Origin of the sequence: Nostoc sp., assembly GCF_036916655.1 — a bacterium.
Classification (GTDB): domain Bacteria; phylum Cyanobacteriota; class Cyanobacteriia; order Cyanobacteriales; family Nostocaceae; genus Nostoc.
The window spans coordinates 1-21,667 of the sequence record NZ_JBALFY010000068.1 but is presented as its reverse complement, the minus strand read 5'-3'; the positions used below and the strand labels follow the sequence as shown (position 1 = coordinate 21,667).

Sequence of the window (21,667 nt, the reverse complement as noted above, 5' to 3'; positions counted from 1 at the left end):
TCTAAAATTGGCACGGTTAAAAAAATGATCGATAGGGGGTAGAGATGGAGAGAAACGAGAAATGGGTGACGCGGTGAATTGAGAAATAATCAAATACTTTCTCAATATTTCCATGTCCCCCTATCCCCGTGTCCCTGTGTCTTTGTAATAACTGCTTCTCGTAGACACCCTAATGACCGTTTGTTGAAAAATAGGATGAGCTTCAAAACCAGGAAAATCCTCTTAATATATATCGGCGTTGATTGACGTAGTGTGCTAGCGGTGGAAATTTAAACTAAATCGTGGGATTAATCACAAACAACAAAGACTGTTCATCTATTTCTGGAAACTCAACTTCCAGAGTATAAATTGGGTTAAGTTGTTCGCAACCTAACTCTACATTTAAGTATCCCGAAGTCGAAGATGTTGTCATTGCTAAGGTGCCACTTCCCCGCAGCGTTAAAGTTCCTTTAACAGGTAACTCAGCTTGCACAAGTAACTTCGTAAGTTTACCTAGAGACTGGTACTCTACTCTGATATTCAAAGCACCAACACTGGTTAGCCATTGTCTTTCTACCACTGGACTGGTTGCTGAAAGTGGTAGAGTCAGATTTTCCAGCAGTTGTTTAGCTGCTAGCAATGACAAAGCCATTTGTTGACGCGGTTGTAAATCTGAATAATCGCTCTGAATAGCGGGCATTGTCTCCAGAGTACTTACAGATCGATAGGTGCTTCTTAGCACCAATCCAGCGATGTCATTTAATGCTTGAGACTCATTGGGAAAAAAGTTCTCCACCACTTGAACTAATTTTGCCCCCAACGGCACAGAAGATGTCACCAAAGCCTGACACTGTTCTAGCAATTGCTGGAAAACTCTTTCCGGTAAGCGAGTTGGTAAGGTCAACTTAGACTGTTGTACCATCCATCCCCAGCTAGGAACGAGTGTCATTGACGGCTCATCAACAAAATCAGGATAGTCGATTAATTGTGTTTCCCAGGGAAACAACGGTGGGTGGTCTTGGGCTTGGATTTGTAACCGACGCTTAAGGACAGCTTGAAAACGATCTTGCACAGTAGGAATTTCTCCCAATTGAAAGGTCTGGGGCGTTCCTCCCAATTTTGGCTCACTGCTTTTTGAAGCAGTGGCTTCATTAAGGAGGTTTTTTACCCCGTCATTTTCCTCACATTCTACCGATCGCTCATGATTTTTGACATCATCTGTCAATAACCAATCGAGACACCGGTGTTGTAAAGATTCTGAGTCACTATTCATGAGTAGATGCACCTGATCCGGAAACTAATGAGTTACGAATTTCCCAAGCTTGCTCAAGCAGCTTAAACCATCTTTTTTGCAGTTGTGCCATTGACAGCCCTAAAGTTTTTGCTATTTTTTCATCAGCTTGTCCTTGTTGCTTCAACTCTAATAAAGACCGTTGCTTATTGTCCAGCTGTGCTGTGTAGACTTGCCATTGCTGGGGAGTTAAGCCCAAATTTGTATGCAGAGAAGCTTCCAGCCATTCGTGAACTAATTCCCAACGGTGCAACAGGGCAAACCGAATCAAATGATACTTAAAGCGCTGTTGCAAATAATCTCTCTGACGAGGGGTTAAACCTAAAACTGACTCAATTTCCTGTGCTGATAAATCCTGGAGGCGGAGAGAAAAGTAATCAGCGCAGTCGGATTGTTGTCGTTGTTCGAGATAATTCATTAATTCCGTAACCACAACCGAGCGCAAGGTGTCTTCTTCAGGTTCGGGTTCGGCTTGCGTTGCCATTGTGGAGCGCAATTGATGAACTGCTGGCTCTTCCCAAGAACCATCACCTTCATTATTGCTACCCTCTGAGGCTTGTTCTATATCTACGCTGGTTTCTGGGGGCTGCTGTTGAGAAAAAGTTTGTGCCCGCAAAATAATTAGCTGCTGCTGACGACCTGGTAAGGGAATGCGTCGCTTGCCGTAGCGCTCGGTAAATGCCATATACTCGGACAATTCCAAGAGCGTTTGCGGGCGATAAGTGGCACCAAGTTGATTTTCCCGCCGGAAAGCGTTCAACGCTTCCAGATAAAAACTCTGGAGGAAATCTTCAATGATCGTCAGCCGCCCTTGATAGCTCAATTGCCTCTGAGGAGGATTAATATATCGATAAACAATTGCACTCAGAGTACTGTGTAATTCGACCCTGCCCCGATTTGAACCCAACTGATAGTACCTGAGACACTGTTGCAGCCGATGCCGAGCCAGAGTCAGTGCCGAGCTTTCTACAGTTCCAGAAGCTTGGATACGTTTGCTTTCATGACAAATCCGGTAGACTTCGGTGGTGATACGTCTTGCTACGTCGTGGCAATTTTGTTCTGAAGCTTTGGTTGACTGCTGAAACTCCTTGGACAGGAGTTGAAAGATCGCCTCCACGCCTGTAGAATTTTCTCCCAGAATAGTTGCAGATGGAATAGTTACGGTTGCGGCTGAATTCATAGTCTCGGTTTTCAAAAGACCTTAAGTATTTAAATACAACCTGTACGACTGTGGGTATTGGCTTTTTTGGTTTTACGTATAAGCTAAACGCAGACCAATCCTACTATTGAGGATGTGGCTGATTTTATTATTCCCAATTCTGATGGGATTGTTCGCACTTGATAGATGTTATTGCCGTTACCCAGGAGCCGTATACAAGTCATTATGGATTTAGAAGCACAAATTCAATTGCTGATTGACAATGCACCCGACGATGGTGTGACACCACATCTTGTTGCAGCAATTGCTCCTGCCCTTAGAGCGATCGCTCAAAAATTACGCTACTCCCAGTATTATGTTCTCCAAAATTCGGAGTCAAGCTGGGTTGTAACTACGTTGAGCAATCGTGCTAATCCAGGATTGGAAAAGCGCGTTCTTTACGCTTTCCCTACCATACAGGATGTCTCTCTAATTTCCCCTGCTGGGCTTGACCCTCAAATGCTAGCTAAAATTACTCCTGTCACCCATATTTTGTTCCAAATGGTGGCATTAGAACCCGTAGATAGTATCGTTTTTTTGGAGACGCCGGGTAAGACCACTCATACCGTTGAAGTTCAGCGAACTGAACTAGAAAAACTCATGCAGCAACACTTACGACAACTGCGATCGCCAAAACAGATACCCCCTGATATTGCATAGAAAAAATTTGGATGTGGAGTTTTTTAGATACAACCCCACATCCAAAATTTTAAATCTCAAATTTTTTAAAAAAAGTTTTCTAAATCAGTGAAAAAAGAAATTTTTTCTTTCCCTTAGACCATGCGACTGGTTCAAATTTCGGTGAAACCTAAAATTTGTTAAAAAACAGTTATCAGTGAACATTTTTCAGTTTTAATTTCGCAGTGAACCAGAGTTTTACACTTAAGAACTTCCAAATAAAAAACTCTACTTTCTACCTGGTAAATAGGTGGGCTGAATTAAATATCAAACTGCTTTAGTGTGTTAAAGCGTGATTGAAGCACAACATTTTAGGTTTTTGATGTGTTACGAAAGCCATAACACACCAAAAACCTATAGGAATTACACACGAGTTACAGAATAACGTAGACGCAAAGCGGTGAAGCAGCGCAGTCTTCGCCCTTGGCGTTAGCGACGTTAGGAGCGTCTGGGGGGTTTCCCTCGACTGCTGTTAGCACAGCGTTAGCGACGTTAGGAGCGTCACCCGGAGGGCTTGCCGCAGGCTACCGCAGAGACACGGAGAAATCAGAGGTTGAGAGATATTTTGCGTAAGTCTTAACCTAAATCCATACTTTCTACCTGAGAACTGAGAACTAATTTAATAGAGGCGACTCAGTGTGTACTCAGCTATGTTAATCAATGCCTGGTGAGATTCTGAGGGTGGGAGAACTGCAAGATGTTCAATTGCCAACTTAGCATGGTGAGCAGCTAACTCTCGCGCCTGCTGTATACCTTCACTATCTTGAATCAATTCTAGTGCTTGCTCTAAATCTCCTTCTTGAGCAAACTCTCGCTCAATCAGCACTTCCAAAGATGGTTTTTGGGCTAAAGCAAATAAAACGGGTGCGGTCAGATTACCACTTTTGAGATCCGACCCCACTGGTTTACCCAAGGTATCTGTTGTACTAGTGAAATCTAGAATGTCATCAACAATTTGAAATGCTATACCAAAATGACGACCATAGCTATACAGATGCTCAACAGTTTCTCGTGAGACTTCACTGAGTAACCCAGCAGCTTTAGAACTGTTGGCGATTAACGAAGCTGTTTTGTAATAACTCTTCTCAATGTAAGTTTCAATAGAGATACCAGCATCAAAACGATTTAGTCCCTGCTGAATCTCCCCAGTAGCCAGATCCATAATGACTTCTGAGAGTAATTTCACCACCTCCAAATTGTCCAAGTTTGCTAAATACCAGGACGATTGGGCAAAGAGAAAATCTCCTGCTAAGATGGCAATGCGGTTCCCGAACAAACTATGAACGGTAGGAACGCCTCGCCGCACGTCTGATTCATCTACGACATCATCATGTACCAAGCTTGCTGTGTGAATCATTTCTGTAATCTCAGCAAGGCGACGATGACGGGGTGTAATGTCTTGTTCTAACATTGTTGCCCGCGATATTAGCAGGACAATTGCTGGTCTGATACGCTTTCCCCCAGCACCGAATAAATGTTCGGCTGCTGCAAACAGAATGGGGTGGCGATTTCCAACTAGCTGCTTTAGGTTATCTGCTAGTAGTCGCAGGTCTGCTTCCACAGGGGTAAACAGGGAGGTGGCTGGGGTCATGGATGGGCGGACTCTGACTTAGGTTACGAAAGTTTACATATCCTATACTCATTTTAAGATAACCCTGTGCCGGCGCAAAGTTTTCATGAGGTAATCCCCTTTTTATGAGTCTATGGGTGATAATTAAGGTTACTAACTTGTTTGTCAATAAGTAATTATGCTTGATTTATGGGAACTCAGGCTTGAAACTAACTTAAAACATGAATTCTCAGTAAACGGGGATAAATATGAGATTAAATTGTGTTAAGTAATTTCTCATCTCACTTTTCCCGCCATAGTTAAAAGCATATTTTAAGTAATATTACTTATTGACAAAATGAGAATGACTTAAATTTGTCGCTAATGGTTCAGGCTAAATTTCTCCAGATTGATGGTGTAGCTCTTCAAAAAATTTGAAATTTAGCAGCCGAATAGGCTCAAAATTCAGGGTCTTTGTGTTACGCTAAAATATAGGAATTTTAAATTTTGTAAGATATTCGCACTGCAAAAGTAAGTCAGCTAGTAGTTGATTTTACTGACTTAGTGTTGTGAGTCTAAAATAAATATTCGTCGGTGAGATTAAAGGAATAAATTCTTTAATTTTTCCTACGATACGCAAAACTCCTGGTTTGGAGCTATGTGATATCCCTATGGGAAGCCGCTACACGTCTTCAGCGCACGTTGAGCGCAAGCATTGCTCTTTTCACAGCAGTTTGAGCAAAAATAAAGCAGATCGAGTAGACCGCTGAGAATCGTAGTTTTAGATTGCTAAATGGCAAGCTAACTGCTGTGGGATCTATGGTCTGCAAGAAGTCGCATTAGATCATAAATTCTTTGTCCGTAGAGGATTTGATCTCTATAGGTAATTTTACCATAGGAAACTACAGCCATCAAGAATGCACTTGCTTGGTTGAGGTTCTACTAATTTTATGGAATTTTATATTCGTTTAGAAGGGTGCTAGTAGAACAATGATTTACGGAAGTATGCCTATGATGATTTTTATTTTAGCGTCTGGATATTTGTTCACAGTCTACCTGTTATTAGCACTGGCGAAGCGAACGGGTACAAAGACTGTTCCGACAAGTTTTCCTTCATCTGCCAAAGGAAAACACAAGCAGGAGATATCAGTTAATAGTCATTAGTCATTTGTCCTTAGTCCTTTGTTTCGATAAACGACTAAGGACTAAGGACTAATTAGTTTTATTGGAGTTGGGAAATAGCGATATCAGTGAAGGAAACCTCTTCAACCATTGGGGTATAGCCTAGCCACTGGACTCCTGACTGAGAAAACTGTTGCGGACAACCGCTAACGGCGAAGCGAGTTGGTAATGGTAGATGAGTATTTCTTAAACCTAACAAGTCTAGCTCTTGGGCGCAAGCTGCTACAACATGAACAGCTGGATCAATTAATTGGACTTGCGAGGGGAGGAGCGATCGCAGTACCGGAGTAAGGTGGGGATAATGGGTACAGCCGTGAACTAAGGTATCAATTTTCTGCTCTAATAAAGGCTCTAGGTAAGCTCGTGCTACTTCAGCCGTATATGGGTCGTGAATGCGGTTTTGCTCAATCAGTGGTACAAACTCTGGACACCCAACTTGCCAGACTTGGACATCAGGAGCAATTTCGAGTATAGCGTGCTTATAAGCATTACTCTTGGCTGTAGCGGGAGTGGCAATTACACCAATCCGCTTTCCTTGCTGCACCGCAGCTTTTGCACCTGGTAGAATCACTCCCAATATGGGTATGCTGAATTCTTGGCGCACGGTTTCTAGTGCGAGGGCGGAACTGGTGTTGCAAGCCATAATTACCATTTTTACCTGCTGCTGTTGTAGCCAGGTAATAATTTCACGCGTAAATCGTAAAATTTCTGCTTGTGAACGAATTCCGTAAGGAAGTCTAGCTGTATCCCCAAAATAGATAATTGATTCATTGGGGAGTTGTCGATAGAGTTGTCGTAATACTGTCAGCCCACCAACACCACTGTCAAAGATGCCAATTGGGGCACGTTGGGGTTCTTGAGCAGAAAAATCGTCAAGATTTCCTTCAAAAATGGAAGATGAATACACAGGCAGATATTAATTTAGGTTTTGGGATTTAAAATACAGAATTTAGCAGACAATCTCCAAATTGACTACTAAATTCTGTACGTCAAAGAAGTTTAAATACCACCTCTTTAATTAGTAATTTGTAGTATATTACCTCTGGTGTAAGTATTTGAGGATGCCTTGAGCGATCGCTTCTGCCATCCGATTTTGATACTCTGGTGTTCCCAATCTGGGATTATCCTCATAACCAGTCATATAGCCTGTTTCCACGAGAATAGCAGGCACGGAGTTTTTTCTGAGGACGTAGAATCTAGCTTTGCGGGTTCCCCGGTCTTTGATAGTACCGATATCCTGGAGGATGGTTTTACGAACGACTTCAGCCAGATCATAACCACTATCGTAATAATATACTTCTAACCCATTGACATCAGGGCGATTATCAACGGAATTAGCGTGAATGCTGACAAACAAAGTCGCATTGGCTCGCTTAGTAATGTCTACCCGTCCCTGAAGTTCTACGAAAAAATCAGCATCCCGCGTTAGCACCGCTTGTACACCATTTTGCTCTAAAATTGCTCCTACCCTTTTACCAATAGGCAGAATTACATTCTTTTCTAAAAGTCCACCCAAACCAGGGGCACCTGAGTCTTTTCCACCATGCCCTGGGTCAATAACTACTACCAATTTCCCTCTAGGAACGGAGGGGTGTGGCCGTGACTGGGAGATGGGACGAGGATTATCTGTGGGGTTTGGTAATTGACCTTGGTCTAGGGATGGTAGGGGAGGTAAACTAATGGACGGTGTGATACTGCTGCTACCAGAGCGTCGTAATTCTAAAGCTAAAAGCTCGTCACCAACCTGGTTGAGTTCCCCAATTTTTACTCCGGCTGCTGGTTGAACCAAGACATTGACAGTATTGGATTCTTGTGGTTGCAGGCGTACCCGCAGGATAGGGCTATTAGGATTAAAAGTAGGGCCTGTGACTTTGGGAGCTAACTTAGCATTGTTGATGGTGATACGGTACAGACCAGACGATCTATCCCAGCCTCCTGTAGCAGATAAAGCTTGATCGGCTCTAATCAGCAGTTGTGTACCATTATTAGCCAGTTGTACAGACTGAATGATAGCAGTGGAGTTGTTACTAGAAGGACGTTGATTGTTACTTCCAGGCAACTGGGCAACGCCACGACTAGGTAGAACCACAAAACCACCAACGCTGCTAGTAGTTGCTCGCCAATTTGGACTATTTTCATCTACCTGTAAAGTCAGACGAACAATAGATGGACTGGTTTGCAACTGGGTGAACTGGATACGGCTGACACCGTAGCGATTAATAGACAAATCCCGCTGCTCTAAATTTGGTGATAAAGTTGCGCCAGCAATGTCGATGTTGATTGCTTTTTGATCGTTGCTACGATTTACCTGAATTCGAGGATTGCCCCCACTTGTAGCAATGAAAAAACCATCGCCTGTGACTTGTAATTTCTCAATTTGAGTAACTCTGGCAAGAAGGGGTCTGTTGTGAGGTGGATTAACAGAGTCAGTTCTCACAACGTTGTAAATATCCCTTTGGGGGAATGCTGGTGTAGATGTTCTGGGTGAAGTTGCTGTGGCTATAGCTTGTTCTTGCTGCCCCTCAGTGTTTCTTGGGGGTAAATTTTCGGCTTCTGGCGTAGGTAATTGCACTGTCCAGCGTTCACCAGTTCTGGCGACAAATTGCACTCCTTTGGGGTCTAAAGTATAACCAGGAGTCAATTCCACGACTATGCGCGTTGTTTGTTCATCAAACTGCCCAACACGGATCGAACGAATTGCACCGCCCACCTGTTGGGTTAACTGCGGACGCCCAAATGTGGTTCCTGGCAAATCAATTACCAAACGAGTGGGGTTAAAAATTAATTGTGCTTGGGGTTGAACATTTCCGAAAGTATTAATTTCTAGCCTGTTTTGATTGGCATCAAAACGCCAAGATTCTAGTTTCGCGGCCATTGCCGGCGACGATAGCATGAAGATGGTTCCAATAGTACTGGATAGTAACCAGCGTAATTTCACAGTCTTTTCTCCTGATTCACATTTATGGGAGCCGTCAACATCTCAACATATTGGCAAATCCTCACACCGTCACCGCGCCACTTGAGTTTTGCGCTGTTATTAAGACACAGCTAATGGCGTAAAATATAGCACGCTCCTCTGGTTTTGCCATGCCATTAGCCTATATATATTTGACTGCCAATTTTAGATTTTAGATTCCCGATTTTAGTTTCTTGCCAGACTAGTACCGCAAGGCGGAAGTCAAAAGTCAAAAGTCAAAAGTCAAAAGAATTGTATTCCAAGCTCTTGCGCCATTTGAAATGGTATGTTTATTTGCGCCGTGCTGTACTAGCGTTTTGCTACACTAACACCTGTTCTAGATGATACAAATCCAAAATCTAAAATCCAAAATTTGTTGACTGACATGCATTGCATCAGATGACAATAACAAAGAAGCTACTCCTATCCCGCCGCAAGAATACTTAAATTGTTTTACTACTAAATTGGATAAAAATGGTAAAGATGAGATGTACTTACTCAATAATTTAGAAATTTAGACTAAATTACTTATCTTCTCTTTAGATACTGAAGAACACCACGAGCGATCGCTTCTGCCATTTGATTTTGGTAAGCTGAAGTTCTCAGTCTAGCCATATCCTCTCGACCAGTCATGTAACCCGTTTCCACAAGAATGGAGGGCATAGAACTTTTTCTGAGGACATAAAATCTGGCTCGTCGTACTCCCCTGTCTTTGAGAGTACCAATACTTTGCAGAATACTACTACGGACAACGCGAGCTAGATCCAGTCCGCTGTCGTAATAATATACTTCCAACCCATTAACATCGGGACGACTCGCACCGGCTGAATTGGCATGTATGCTAACAAACACATCAGCATTCGCTCGTTCTGCTAATTGCACCCGTCCTGGAAGGGTAACAAAATAGTCAGAATCCCTCGTCATAATTACTTGTATGCCATTTTGCTGCAAAATCTCAGCAAGTCTTTTACCAATAGGCAAGATCACATCCTTTTCACGTGCCCCCCCAATGCCAAGCGCTCCAGAATCCTTACCGCCATGTCCTGGGTCAATAATAACTACTACTCGCCCATTGGTAACTCTGCGCTGTGGTTGTGTTAGGCGCTGGGGATTGGGGTTATTTGGATCTGGGAATGGGCCACGGTTTGGCGGCGGTAGCCCAGGTAAAGCAAAAGGTGGTCTTCCAGGGAGGGCAACCACTCGCCGAGAACCTTGTATTGGTACCAAAAGCTGGTCGTCGATTTGCCTGGGTTGCCCAAGTTGGACTCCGGCTGCTGGTTGAACTAAAAGAACAACAGTGTTGGGTGCTTGGGGTTGCAGACGTACCCGAATAATGGGGCTATTGGTAGCAAAAGTAGGGCCTGTGACTCTGGGAGCTAACTTGGCGCTGCTAATCGTAACACGGAACAGACCAGAGGATCTATCCCAGATTCCGGTTGCGGATAAAGGTTGGTTGCCTCTAATTAGTAGTTGTGTACCATTATCAGCCAGTTGCACAGACTCAATTGTTGCTGGCGAGTTATTTGCAGACGATCTATTAGGAAAGGAAACCGCTTCTGATTGATTGTCGGAATTATTACTTCCAGGCAATGTGACAACGCGATTAGGCAAAACTACCAAACCACCGCCGTTACTATTAGTTGCTCGCCAATCTGGGCTATTTTTATCTACCCGTAAAGTCAGGCGGACACCGGGAGGTTGGGTTTGCAGTGAGGTGAATTCGGCGCGGCTAATACCATGTTTGTTAACTGGTATATTATTCTGTTGCGCCAGATGTGGTGATAAAGATGCGCTAGAGATATCCACAAAAATGGTAGCGCGATCGCGGCTGCGAATTACCTGAATTGGAGGATTACCACCACTGGTACGAATGAACAACCCATCACCTGTTACTTGTAAATGCTCAACTTGAGTGGCCCCTCGCGTAGTAGCAACCCTTGAAATACTAGGTTGAGGTTCTGAATCTGGGGTAACTACACTGTAAGCACTTCTGGGAGAGGATGCGACTCTCTCAATTTCTGGTCTAGGTAATTGCACCGTCCAGCGATCGCCAGTTGTACCAACAAATTGTACTCGTTTAGGATCTAAGGTGTAACCAGGAGTCAGTTCGACAACTATGCGTGTTGTATCTATATCAAATTGCCCAACACGGATCGAGCGAATTCCACCGCCCACCTGTTGGGTTAGCTGCGGACGCCCAAATGTAGTTCCTGGCAAATCAATTACCAGCCGAGTCGGGTTGAAAACTAGCTGTGCCTTGGGTTGAACTATTCCGACAGTATTAATTTCTAGCCTGTTTTGATTAGCATCAAAGCGCCAAGATTCAAGTCTCGCGGCCATTACTGGCGACGATAGCATGAAGATAGTTCCAATAGTGCTGGGTAGTAACCAGTGTAATTTCACAGTCATTTCTCCTAATTCACGTTCATGCGAGTCATCAATATCTCAACTTATTGGTAAATCATCACACCGTCACCACCTAAACTTGACCTCTGATGCCTTTTTTGATTTTTAAGTTGGTATTACAGAATTTTTCAAGTAATTTAACTACACCACTGCCTACTACCCATTCCCCGTCTCAGTGGCGATCTAAATACCTAAAAACTGTTCTAATACACACTTAAATCAGTTATCAGGTTTAATTTTAGGTATAAATCCCGATACGAAACCTTCCACCTGTAGAGGTGGGGTACTGACTCCTAACCAAGCTAGAAAACTGATAATTGATAGCTGTTCAATGATAAATGTTTGTTTTTTGTTGCCATCGATGCACTGAGTAAATAATTCCCATTACTGTCAGATGATCTAGCAAAATTTATGGGTGTTACTCCCCAATTATCTGGAAAATATTCAGATAAAGGCTTACAAGCCGAGGGAAACTAGAAATAACTAACATTTTGAATGCTGGTAGAAATTAGAAACAAACAATTATTCTACAATCACACGCGACGGAGATTTGAGAAGAGAAGTTTCCATTACACAATGGGGGAGTAGGGAGGCAGGGAGCAGGGGGCAAGGGAGAAAAGTTTTCCCCTCCGCCCCTCTGCCTCTTTTCAATTCCCAATGCACAATAATTAACGATCGCTAGAATCTGGGGTTACTTCCAAATTGCCACTATCATTTGTTGATGCTGACACCCTTGGTTGAAGTGGTTCAATTATCAACGAAGTCCCAGAGGAACTGTCTAAAATTAGTTGCTCTGAGCCTGCCTCCACGGTTTTTGGATCTGGAAATACAAATCGTAACAAGGGAGGAGCTAAAAAGGTTGTCAAGATAACCATCATGATAATTGCTGCCCCTAATGGTTTCGAGAGAGCGCCACTGGCAGCGCCGACACCAGCAAACACTAACCCAACCTCGCCTCTAGGAATCATCCCCACACCGATCGCTAAACGGTTGATTCCTGGTTGACCAAACACGCTTAAACCTGTGATCACTTTACCGATAATGGCTACTGTAATCAGGAAAGTTGCCATAATTAGACCTTCGCGATTATCGGGAATTGCTGGATTTAAAACTCCCAAATCGGTTTTTGCGCCAACAGTCACAAAGAAAATTGGCACTAATATATCGGCAATGGGAGAGACTTGTGTTTGCAATTCTTTCCGCTTATCTGTCTCTTCTAGGACTAAACCAGCTGCAAAAGCTCCCAGAATTGCTTCTAAGTGGATAACGGCGGCCAGGTATGCCATAGCAAAGGCGAAAATCAATGCTGGTATTACAAGTCCACCACGAGTTTTAAGTTGATCGGCGATCGCTACAAAGGATTTATTGAAAACATTGCCTAGTAGGATTGCTCCCAAAATAAAACCAGTGGCGCTGATAATCAAATAAATTACTTTGCTGACATCCACCACACCATCTTTAGCTAGGCTGGCAACTACCGCTAAAACGATGATTCCCAGTACGTCGTCAATTACGGCAGCACCCAAAATAATCTGCCCTTCTTTAGAATTCAGTCGCCCCAATTCTGAAAGCACTTTGGAAGTAATACCAATACTAGTGGCAGTCAAAGCCGCTCCTGCAAAAATTGCCGGGACAGCGCTAATACCAAACAAAGTCATCAGTCCCACAGTCCCAGCAGCAAAGGGTACTACTACCCCAACTATCGCTACCACGGTGGCTTGAATACCGACTGCCATCAAATCTTTTAAATTCGACTCCAACCCGATTTCAAAGAGCAGAATGATTACGCCCAATTCTGCTAAAACGGAAACGACCTCAGACTGGGCTGCAAAAACCGCTGGAGTGGCTTCAGGTGTTAAACCAGCAGTGGTTTGAAGAAAGGACAAGATCAAAGAATTAGAACTGTCTGTGCCGCCTTCTGGAAACACCAAAAGGTGGAAAACAGAGATGCCAACTACCACACCGCCAACGAGTTCACCTAAGACAGGCGGCAAACCCACTTGGTTTGATAACTCTCCACCAACTTTGCTGGCAAGATAAATGACTACTAAGCTTAGTAGCACTGCTTCGACTACCATTGAACTGTCTGCGGCTTGTGTTGCGCTGGCCAGCAGAGGAAAAGAGAAGCTAATTGGATCTAACAAATGCATGGGTTCTGTGAAAATCCTTCTCTTTGATTCTGACGCGTTTCTGAAAAACATCCTATAAAGACGCAATCTGAATTCAAAATTAAAAATTAAAAAAGGTATACAACGTAAACGTTTCATTGATTTGGAATAAGTAGTTGATTTACGCTGTGTTGCACTAGTGTAATTTTTTTAGTTTCAAAAAATGTAACCGTTTCAGCTTTTGACGATCGCAGTGTCAAAGTAAGAACATACAAATCGTATCTAGCGATCGCACTTGAGTTGTGAAAAACTTGTGGTGGCTGTTGGCTCTCAACAACCACCCGAAGATTGCTACATACATTTATTCAAAACATCTGTGGATACTTTGAGGAGTGCAAATATTATGACTAGAGCCGCTTTACCCGGTTCTCGGTTTCCATCTGGAAACCTGTGGAAAATACTGCCTTTAGCAATGCTAGTATGTGCAACTTTTGTACTACCTGCATTCGCACAAGAAAAAGATAAATTGTGGCGAACCCTTAGTGTCAGTGGTCGCGGAGTAGAAACAATTCCGACAACTCTGGCACAAGTCAGTTTAGGAGTAGAGATTCAGGGAAAAACAGCCCAGGAAGTACAGCAAGAAGCTGCCCGAAGGTCATCTGCTGTAGTTGCGTTCTTAAAGAGCAAAAATGTTGAAAAATTACAAACTACTGGTATCCGGCTCAACCCAGTTTACAGCTATACCAATAATGTGCAGCAGATTACAGGCTATGCTGCCAATAACACCGTGAGTTTTAGAATTCCTACCGAACAAGCTGGGACATTATTGGATGATGCAGTGAAAGCAGGTGCAACACAAATTAACGGTATTAGTTTTGTTGCGAATGATGAAGCGATCGCAACTGCTCAAAAGCAAGCATTAAAAGAAGCTACTCAAGACGCTCGGCAGCAAGCTGATGCCGTTTTTAGTGCCTTGGGTTTTAAATCCAAAGAAATCGTCAGCATTCAAGTTAATAATGCCACTGCGCCACCACCACCCATGTTTTTACGTGCTGAGGCTGCCAAGTCAGCTGATGCTTCCACCCCTGTAATTGGTGGTGAACAACAAGTAGAAGCATCGGTGACGCTGCAAATTAGTTATTAGTCATTGGTCATTAGTCCTTTGCCTTTACAAAGGACTAATAATCAATGCCCAATGCCCAATTAAAAATGTTCTGGAGACATATCTCCTGTACCGCCTTCCCCATCTCGCTTAGAGCCTAATAATTCCAGTTGGTCTACTAGGATAACTGGTGTAGAACGGTTTGCTCCTGTTTGGCGATCGCTCCATGTGTCAAACTTTAAGGAACCTTTAACGGCAATTTGCTTACCTTTACCCACATAATTTTTTGCAAACTCTGCCGTTTTTCCCCATAGTTCCAAAGAGAACCAGTCCGGTTGGTCGCTGTTACGGGATATCCGTTTAACAGCCAGTGTTAATTTACATACAACTTTCCCAGAGTCCAAAAATTTTATATCAGGGTCGCCACCTACACGACCAACAAGAGTGACAATATTAATACTCATGTGCCTTCCCTTTCAGTACAAACGTACTTAACAATTTCGACTTTCATCATAGCGAATTGTGAAAGACTTGAAAATAATGTGTTAAACAGTTAACAATATAATTGACTTGAAAATTTATACACACTATTTGGAGAAACACATAAAACTATACGGATATACTAATCTAACCAGAGAATATCAAAAAATACGGTGTTTGAGACATAGTAAATATTCCTGGGAATCATATAAAAATATAGTCTAGTTGACTTAACTCAGGATACGAACTTTATCGAATCCGGCACAATTAACTCTTAACCGTTGTAGTCAAAAAGTATCGCACATAGGGGGCTTACAGACGCGTGGGTATTTTTAGGAACTTTCGCACATCATGGGATATGGGTATCGACCTCGGTACCGCAAACACTCTAGTTTATGTATCTGGTAAAGGTATTGTACTACAAGAACCTTCTGTAGTTGCTATCGACGTAAACGAAAAGGTAGCACTAGCAGTCGGAGAAGAAGCCAAAAAAATGCTCGGCCGCACACCTGGAAATGTGATTGCCCTCCGTCCCTTGCGGGATGGTGTAATCGCTGACTTCGATATCGCCGAGCTAATGTTGAAAAGCTTTATTCAGCGTGTAAATGAAGGTAGATCCTTAATTTTACCCCGGATTGTCATTGGTATTCCCAGTGGCGTCACAGGAGTAGAAAGGCGAGCTGTGATGGATGCAGCTCACCAAGCCGGAGCCAGAAAAGTGTATTTAATCGATGAACCTGTAGCTGCGGCCATTGGTGCAGGATTACCTGTTGCCGAACCCACAGGCAACATGATCATCGATATTGGCGGTGGTACAACAGAAGTTGCGGTGCTGAGTCTTCAAGGTACAGTCATCAGCGAATCAGTTCGCATTGCTGGAGATGAACTGACTGATTCAATCATTCAGTATATTAAGAAAGTTCATAACTTAGTCATTGGTGAACGTACTGCCGAGGAAATCAAGATTCGGCTTGGTTCTGCCTATCCTACTAACGATGATAATGACGCGATGATGGAAGTCCGAGGTTTACACCTACTTTCTGGTCTACCGCGTACTGTAACAATCAAAGCCCCAGAAATCCGTGAAAGCATGTTGGAACCGCTATCAGTAATTATAGAAGCTGTGAAGCGGACACTGGAACGCACACCTCCAGAATTGGCAGCAGATATTATTGACAGAGGTATTATGTTAGCTGGCGGCGGTGCTTTGCTCAAAGGCATAGATACCCTAATTAGCCATGAAACAGGGATTATTACCCACATTGCTGCCGATCCTTTGAGCTGTGTTGTGCTGGGAACAGGTCGTGTGTTAGAAAACTTTAAACAGTTGGAACGAGTTGTTACCGAAAGCTCTCGCAATATGTAGCAAAAAAAATATCAGACTTGAGTTCTATTTGAGTTCTATTTGGGTTCTATATAAATAGAATCCAAGTAGAACTTAATTTGTATAAGTATACAAAGGTATATATGGTGACAATACGGCGTTGGTGGGATCGTAAAGGGTTACAAATCGGCTTATTAGCTCTAGTACTTGGTAGTGCTTGGATATTGCGACAGACTCAAGGTGAGTTGGTGCTTGAGACATACCAGGCAATTACCCGGCCGTTAGAAATGTTGCAGTCAGGGCCAACTCCAGAAGAACGTCTCAGAGATGCCCGGATACTAGAATTGCAAACCCGTATAGTAGATTTGGAAAGTCAAAAGACAAAGCTACAAGATTTATTAGGCTATGTGGAAAAAGAGCCACTGGCATCACGGCCAATTCCAGCACGGGTGGTAGGACGTAGTGCTGACCAGTGGTGGCAACAAGTTACCCTGAATCGCGGTGCGAATGTAGGGATTCAGGAAGGCTTCATAGTCAAAGCAGAAGGCGGATTAGTGGGTTTGGTAGAGAGTGTAACTCCCAATACTAGCCGCGTGTTATTAATCAGTGACCTCAAGAGTCAAGTGGGTGTGTCAGTTAGCCGCACGGCAGCTAAAGGCGTTTTACGAGGAGATTCTTCTGCCGAAGCAGTGCTGGAGTTTTATGAAAAAGTTCCAAATGTCAAGGTAGGAGATTTAGTTTCCACGTCTACCTATAGTCAGAAATTTCCCTCTGGTTTGGCGGTAGGACGAATCAAGTCGCTGGATTTAAAGAAACTTCCGGCATCAGTGGCGAAAATTGAGCTTTTTCCGCCAATCCGTTCTCTTGATTGGGTAGCTGTTTATCCTAAGCCAGAAAACCAAGAATCGGCAAATCAAGCGCCGCAAAAGTCTAAGTAAATTCTTCCTTAAAAATCCATAGAAAAATGAAGATTCCTGCATTTGGTGGTAGCAGGCAGAAAAAGCCAAAATCGTCAGAGCGAAAATCGAAATTCCGAATCCAGCCGCTTGCTCGTTGGCACCCCGGTGTACGCCAGTTGTTGGGTTGGATAGTGACGGTTGGATCTGTACTGCTATGTTTACTATTATTGCCAACTCGGTTCCCAGGTATGGAATTATTGGGAATTGGCCCTAACTGGCTGTTAATTTGGGTAGTAGCTTGGAGTGTGAAGCGCACAGTGTTTGCTGGAGCATTGGCAGGCATAGTTCTAGGGTTGCTTCAAGATTCAATGACATCACCTAACCCTACTCATGCCCTTAGTTTAGGTATAGTGGGAGTTTTAACTGGTCTACTCCAAAAACAGCGTTTTATCGAAGAAGATTTTATTTCGATTGCTGTAATTGTTTTTGTGATGGCAGTTTTGGCAGAAACTATCTTTGGGTTGCAATTAACTTTGCTTGGTAATGAGCGTAATGTGACAGATATTTGGACATATTACCAGCGTGTCGCTCTTGCTTCTGCCATTCTGAGTAGTTTATGGGCACCGGTGGTTTATTATCCCCTGAATCTTTGGTGGCAGCGAATAAAATTGTTGGAACAGTAGTAACCTAAATTGCGGGTTATCAAATGATATGTGCTTGTAACCCCTCAATTTATGCGATGCCTGCGGTGGACGTACAACAAAGTTGTGCTGGCGTACAGCGTTACCGCCCCTGAGAGTTGATTGAGGATTCATTTTTGATTTTTTCATAACAGAGAAGACTTGTTTTCTGTTGCTTCAATAAATGCCTCAAACTGACCATTAGGCGTCCATTGAATAGCCCCATCTCTTCCTGTAAAAAAAAGTTTGGTTTGGCTTTGATTCAGTTCAGATAAAGTTTTTGGATCAAAGTTAGCAGAAGAAGCGATCGCTACCTGTGGTTGCAGAGCAATAACTAAATCTTTCAATGACTCAGGCGCACACCAAAGCACTTGCGGGTGAGGTAAACTTCCATTTTTAACTAGTTGTTGTACCTCTTTAGATTTAACGTTACCTACTAATAACCAACTCTGATCTAAAATTTGCAATTGTAAGATAGGTAATTGAGCGTTGATTAATTGTGCTACTGTCGAACCAGCTTTCACAGATTGACCAACTGCTAAAGATTGATAAATTCCTTGATGTTTTTGTAGTTCCTGTTGAATTGCCTGAGTTGTAATAGAATCATCTGTTTTGGGTGAATATTCATAAAAATTATTGATTGGTAAACGTTGCATTAATTCAAACCAGGCATTACTTTCATTACCTTGGAAATCAGTTGCGATCGCCCAATTGATTTGATTTACACCCTGTTGTTGTAAAAACGGTAAAATTGTGAAGCGTCCTGTACCTTCATCGCCACTATTAATTACAGTTACACTACCTCTATCTTGAATAACTACAATTGGTTCCGTACCAGATTCTAATACTGTTATCCTAAACAATGTATTTCTAGAATGCCAAAGGGGTATGAATACTAAACCAATCGCAATCACATTAGCAAACCACCACCGCCGCTGCCACCAAGGTACTAGCCAAACTAATATAATCAATAAATAAATTGCCAAAAGCTGCCAACTAGATATACTACCCACAGCAACAGAATTTCCTGGCAACTTACTAAAAAATTCCACTAGTTTAATTAGCCAATCAGTAGGGTAATGTAACACACCAGCCAGGAAGCTTCCGGCTTCAGTCCAAACTAAACCTACTAACGCACTGATAATTCCACCTATGCTAATGACCGAAATTAATGGAGTACTAACCACGTTCAGGAACAAACTATAAGATGGTACAACTCCAAAGACAAAAAGTTGTACAGGTAAAGTCCAAATAGTGGCAGCTAGGGGAACGGCAATTAAAGAAGCGATCGCAGGTGGTAGCCATGCTAGGCGGTTAACAAGTGGGGTTACTGTAACAACTAATCCCAGTGTTGCTAAAAAACTTAATTGAAAACCTAAATCCCAAATCCATAGAGGATTAAATACTAATAGCAGAGTTGCTGCTAATAGTAACGATCCAAACTGTTTTACCTTCCTTTTTAATAGCAAACCAACTAGTGCCGCAAAACCCATAATTACGGCTCTGAGAACCGCAGGTTGAAAACCTGTTAAACTCAGAAAAATGATTAAAGCCAAAAAACCAAGGGTAAATTGCGTTCCTTTTTTTGTCCGCCGGGTTAACTGTAAGATCACACTCAAAATCAAGGAAGTTTGGAACCCAGAAGCTGCCAAAGCATGAGCTAATCCAGCTTGCACAAACAAGTCGCGGATATCGTAGGGTAAATCAACAGCCTTGCTACCTAAAACCATTGCACTGACAAGAGGCCCTTCTGGGACACCCAACCAACGAACTTGCGATCGCACAATTCGCTCCCGAATTTGCCACCATCCCCATTTTCGTTCCTGATCCAAAACATTTATTTGTCGCCCAATCAAACCAGCAAACGTTCCTTCTTGCTTGAGAAACTTCTGAAAATCAAAACCACCAGGGTTGGAAGCCGCTTTTGGTTTGTACAAAATCCCAGTCACAGCAATTTGTTGACTAGGGTATAATCCAGTAGCTTGAAGTATAGGTACTGTCACATACAATTTGCCTGACACACCTTGTGGAACACCCACTGAACCTTTTTCATTTTTGACCTCATCTAACTGAGTCGCTTCTAACCAAAATTGTCCTCGCTGACTGCGAGTTAAGCGGGGATTACTGGCCACTTCGCCGCGTACAATCACAAGTTGTTCTTGATTACTGCTATTTCCAGGTGGCACGAATTGACTAATATCTTTTGCACCCGGTTGCGGTACTCGCCATTGAAAATATAGAGTTGCCAATAATCCCACCAAGCCAGCAGCTAGCCATATTCGAGCATGGGGAGTAGTTTGCCAAGTGTTAGGCACTGTCTTATTTTTGCTTCCAGCATTTTCTGGTTTCTGAGCAAATTGCCGTAACGTTGAGCGTCTCCTAAAAATAATTGCTCCCACTATCCCCACAACCAAAATCCACACACCACCCCAAGGAACTGCTGTAAATAGCAACCCAAAAATATAGCCAAGACAAATAATTACACCACTGGTTTGAATCATAAGATTTTTGTAAAAGCACCTGGCAACCGTAATTTGCAGCTGACTTAAATATAGATAGGGTAGCAATGTGGTGAAGTATAGTCCATCAAGTTTATACAAACAAAGCCCGCACAGGCGGGCCTTATCTTAGTAGCTTTAATATTCTAGACTCAAGATTTAACGGGATTTCTGACCTTTAGCAACAGCCACATCATAAAGATATACTTAGCTTAAAGAATGCAAAAATCAGGGGTTTAACCTGCCTCCGCAGGTTTTGTCTGTATAGCCGCGACTTCTAATCGCCCAGGCATGACTCCAAGCAACGGAAAACCCAATTTCTCCCTTTGCTCAACATATAAATGAGCCACCTTCCTAGCCAAATGCCGAATCCTGGCAATATAACGAGTTCTTTCCGTCACCGAAATCACACCTCTAGCATCCAGCAGATTAAACGTGTGCGAACACTTCATTACATAATCTAAGCTAGGCAAGACCAATCCTCGCTCCGTCAATTGGGTAGCTTCCTGTTCATATAAGTTAAATAGTGTCAATAGCAACTCAGGATTTGAAGCTTCAAAGTTGTATGTACACTGCTCAATCTCACTTTGCAGGAAAACATCTCCATAAGTAATATTGTCTGTCCACTGGATCTTTGTAAATGCTTCTACCTGCTGGAGATACATTGTCAGCCGCTCTAACCCATAAGTAATCTCAATCGACACCGGACGGCAATCAATTCCTCCACACTGTTGGAAGTAAGTAAATTGAGTAACTTCCATCCCATCCAACCATACCTCCCATCCAGTTCCCCAAGCTCCCACCGTTGCATCTTCCCAGTTATCCTCTACAAACCGAATATCGTGGTCTTCAGGACGAATACCTAAAGCTCTTAACGAATCAAGATAAATCTCCTGGATATTATCTGGTGACGGCTTAATCAAAACTTGGTACTGATAATAGTGTTGGAAGCGGTTGGGGTTTTCGCCGTAGCGCCCATCCGTTGGGCGACGACACGGTTCAACATAGGCCACAGCCCAGGGTTCCGGTCCCAATGCCCTTAAAAAAGTCTGAGGATTCTTAGTACCAGCCCCCTTCTCAATATCGTAGGGCTGGGCAATAAGACAACCGCGATCGCCCCAAAACTGATGCAATAAACCTATTACTGACTGAAAATTCACGCTTCCCCCTTCCCTACTAAACACAGTGCATAAACCATTGTTGCCTACAACCCAACACTGTAGCTAGTTTCAGGAGACATGAAAACAGTTCCAAAGTATTTTGGAAAAAGTAGTTGACACAATGAATTGGGTTCGCTATATTGAATAAGTGCCTGAAGCGAAGCGAACAAAAGCGAC

The 21,667-nt window shown here is 43.0% G+C and carries 17 protein-coding genes; 6 read left to right on the top strand and 11 right to left on the bottom strand.

Annotation, left to right across the window (positions count from 1 at the left end):
• Positions 1-274: 274 nt before the first annotated feature.
• Together V7L31_RS18325 and hetZ are read right to left on the bottom strand one after the other, a co-directional pair.
• Positions 275-1,252, bottom strand: a complete 978-nt coding sequence (locus V7L31_RS18325) for a PatU (protein ID WP_334697556.1) — start codon at positions 1,250-1,252, stop codon at positions 275-277.
• Complete coding sequence (gene hetZ / locus V7L31_RS18320) at positions 1,245-2,450, bottom strand: heterocyst differentiation protein HetZ (protein ID WP_334697555.1); 1,206 nt, start codon at positions 2,448-2,450, stop codon at positions 1,245-1,247. The genes V7L31_RS18325 and hetZ overlap by 8 nt, the downstream gene beginning before the upstream one ends.
• 204 nt (positions 2,451-2,654) lie before the next feature.
• On the opposite strand from hetZ, the gene V7L31_RS18315 reads away from it, so the two are divergent.
• Entirely contained in the window at positions 2,655-3,128 is a 474-nt protein-coding gene (locus V7L31_RS18315; RefSeq protein WP_334697554.1) for a hypothetical protein, read from the top strand.
• Positions 3,129-3,765: 637 nt separating this feature from the next.
• On the opposite strand, the gene sds is transcribed toward V7L31_RS18315, so the two are convergent.
• Complete coding sequence (gene sds, locus V7L31_RS18310; RefSeq protein ID WP_179065875.1) at positions 3,766-4,737, bottom strand: solanesyl diphosphate synthase; 972 nt, start codon at positions 4,735-4,737, stop codon at positions 3,766-3,768.
• Between the two features lie 969 nt (positions 4,738-5,706).
• On the opposite strand from sds, the gene V7L31_RS18305 reads away from it, so the two are divergent.
• Positions 5,707-5,859: a hypothetical protein gene (locus V7L31_RS18305; protein WP_334697833.1), complete on the top strand. Its 153-nt coding sequence runs from the start codon at positions 5,707-5,709 to the stop codon at positions 5,857-5,859.
• A 58-nt stretch (positions 5,860-5,917) separates the two neighbouring features.
• Here V7L31_RS18305 and murI read toward each other — a convergent pair whose 3' ends face one another.
• The 5 genes from murI to V7L31_RS18280 all read right to left on the bottom strand — a co-directional run bounded on the left by murI (position 5,918) and on the right by V7L31_RS18280 (position 13,688).
• Positions 5,918-6,784, bottom strand: a complete 867-nt coding sequence (murI, locus tag V7L31_RS18300; protein ID WP_334697553.1) for a glutamate racemase — start codon at positions 6,782-6,784, stop codon at positions 5,918-5,920.
• Positions 6,785-6,913: 129 nt separating this feature from the next.
• Positions 6,914-8,815: an N-acetylmuramoyl-L-alanine amidase gene (locus tag V7L31_RS18295; RefSeq protein ID WP_334697552.1), complete on the bottom strand. Its 1,902-nt coding sequence runs from the start codon at positions 8,813-8,815 to the stop codon at positions 6,914-6,916.
• 546 nt (positions 8,816-9,361) lie between these two features.
• Positions 9,362-11,236: an N-acetylmuramoyl-L-alanine amidase gene (locus tag V7L31_RS18290; protein WP_334697819.1), complete on the bottom strand. Its 1,875-nt coding sequence runs from the start codon at positions 11,234-11,236 to the stop codon at positions 9,362-9,364.
• Between the two features lie 671 nt (positions 11,237-11,907).
• Positions 11,908-13,389: a cation:proton antiporter gene (locus V7L31_RS18285; protein ID WP_334697551.1), complete on the bottom strand. Its 1,482-nt coding sequence runs from the start codon at positions 13,387-13,389 to the stop codon at positions 11,908-11,910.
• Positions 13,390-13,502: 113 nt separating this feature from the next.
• Positions 13,503-13,688, bottom strand: a complete 186-nt coding sequence (locus tag V7L31_RS18280; protein ID WP_334697550.1) for a hypothetical protein — start codon at positions 13,686-13,688, stop codon at positions 13,503-13,505.
• Positions 13,689-13,750: 62 nt separating this feature from the next.
• Here V7L31_RS18280 and V7L31_RS18275 point away from each other — a divergent pair, with 62 nt between their 5' ends.
• The gene (locus V7L31_RS18275) at positions 13,751-14,491 is read left to right on the top strand and encodes an SIMPL domain-containing protein (RefSeq protein ID WP_334697549.1); all 741 of its coding nucleotides are present in this window, start codon (positions 13,751-13,753) and stop codon (positions 14,489-14,491) included.
• Between the two features lie 59 nt (positions 14,492-14,550).
• Here the strand turns inward: V7L31_RS18275 and V7L31_RS18270 are convergent, their stop codons facing one another.
• Positions 14,551-14,913, bottom strand: coding sequence for a single-stranded DNA-binding protein (locus tag V7L31_RS18270; RefSeq protein WP_334697548.1), 363 nt, complete (start codon positions 14,911-14,913; stop codon positions 14,551-14,553).
• A gap of 374 nt (positions 14,914-15,287) precedes the next feature.
• On the opposite strand from V7L31_RS18270, the gene V7L31_RS18265 reads away from it, so the two are divergent.
• The 3 genes from V7L31_RS18265 to mreD all read left to right on the top strand — a co-directional run bounded on the left by V7L31_RS18265 (position 15,288) and on the right by mreD (position 17,835).
• The gene (locus tag V7L31_RS18265; protein ID WP_334697818.1) at positions 15,288-16,295 is read left to right on the top strand and encodes a rod shape-determining protein; all 1,008 of its coding nucleotides are present in this window, start codon (positions 15,288-15,290) and stop codon (positions 16,293-16,295) included.
• Positions 16,296-16,396: 101 nt separating this feature from the next.
• Positions 16,397-17,191: a rod shape-determining protein MreC gene (gene mreC / locus V7L31_RS18260; RefSeq protein WP_334697547.1), complete on the top strand. Its 795-nt coding sequence runs from the start codon at positions 16,397-16,399 to the stop codon at positions 17,189-17,191.
• 26 nt (positions 17,192-17,217) lie between these two features.
• A complete protein-coding gene (mreD, locus tag V7L31_RS18255) occupies positions 17,218-17,835 on the top strand; it encodes a rod shape-determining protein MreD (protein WP_334697546.1) in 618 nt (205 codons plus the stop codon).
• Positions 17,836-17,978: 143 nt separating this feature from the next.
• Here the strand turns inward: mreD and V7L31_RS18250 are convergent, their stop codons facing one another.
• Both V7L31_RS18250 and glyQ read right to left on the bottom strand, forming a co-directional pair.
• Entirely contained in the window at positions 17,979-20,333 is a 2,355-nt protein-coding gene (locus V7L31_RS18250; protein WP_334697545.1) for a ComEC/Rec2 family competence protein, read from the bottom strand.
• Positions 20,334-20,566: 233 nt separating this feature from the next.
• Complete coding sequence (gene glyQ, locus V7L31_RS18245) at positions 20,567-21,490, bottom strand: glycine--tRNA ligase subunit alpha (protein WP_334697544.1); 924 nt, start codon at positions 21,488-21,490, stop codon at positions 20,567-20,569.
• Positions 21,491-21,667: the final 177 nt, after the last annotated feature.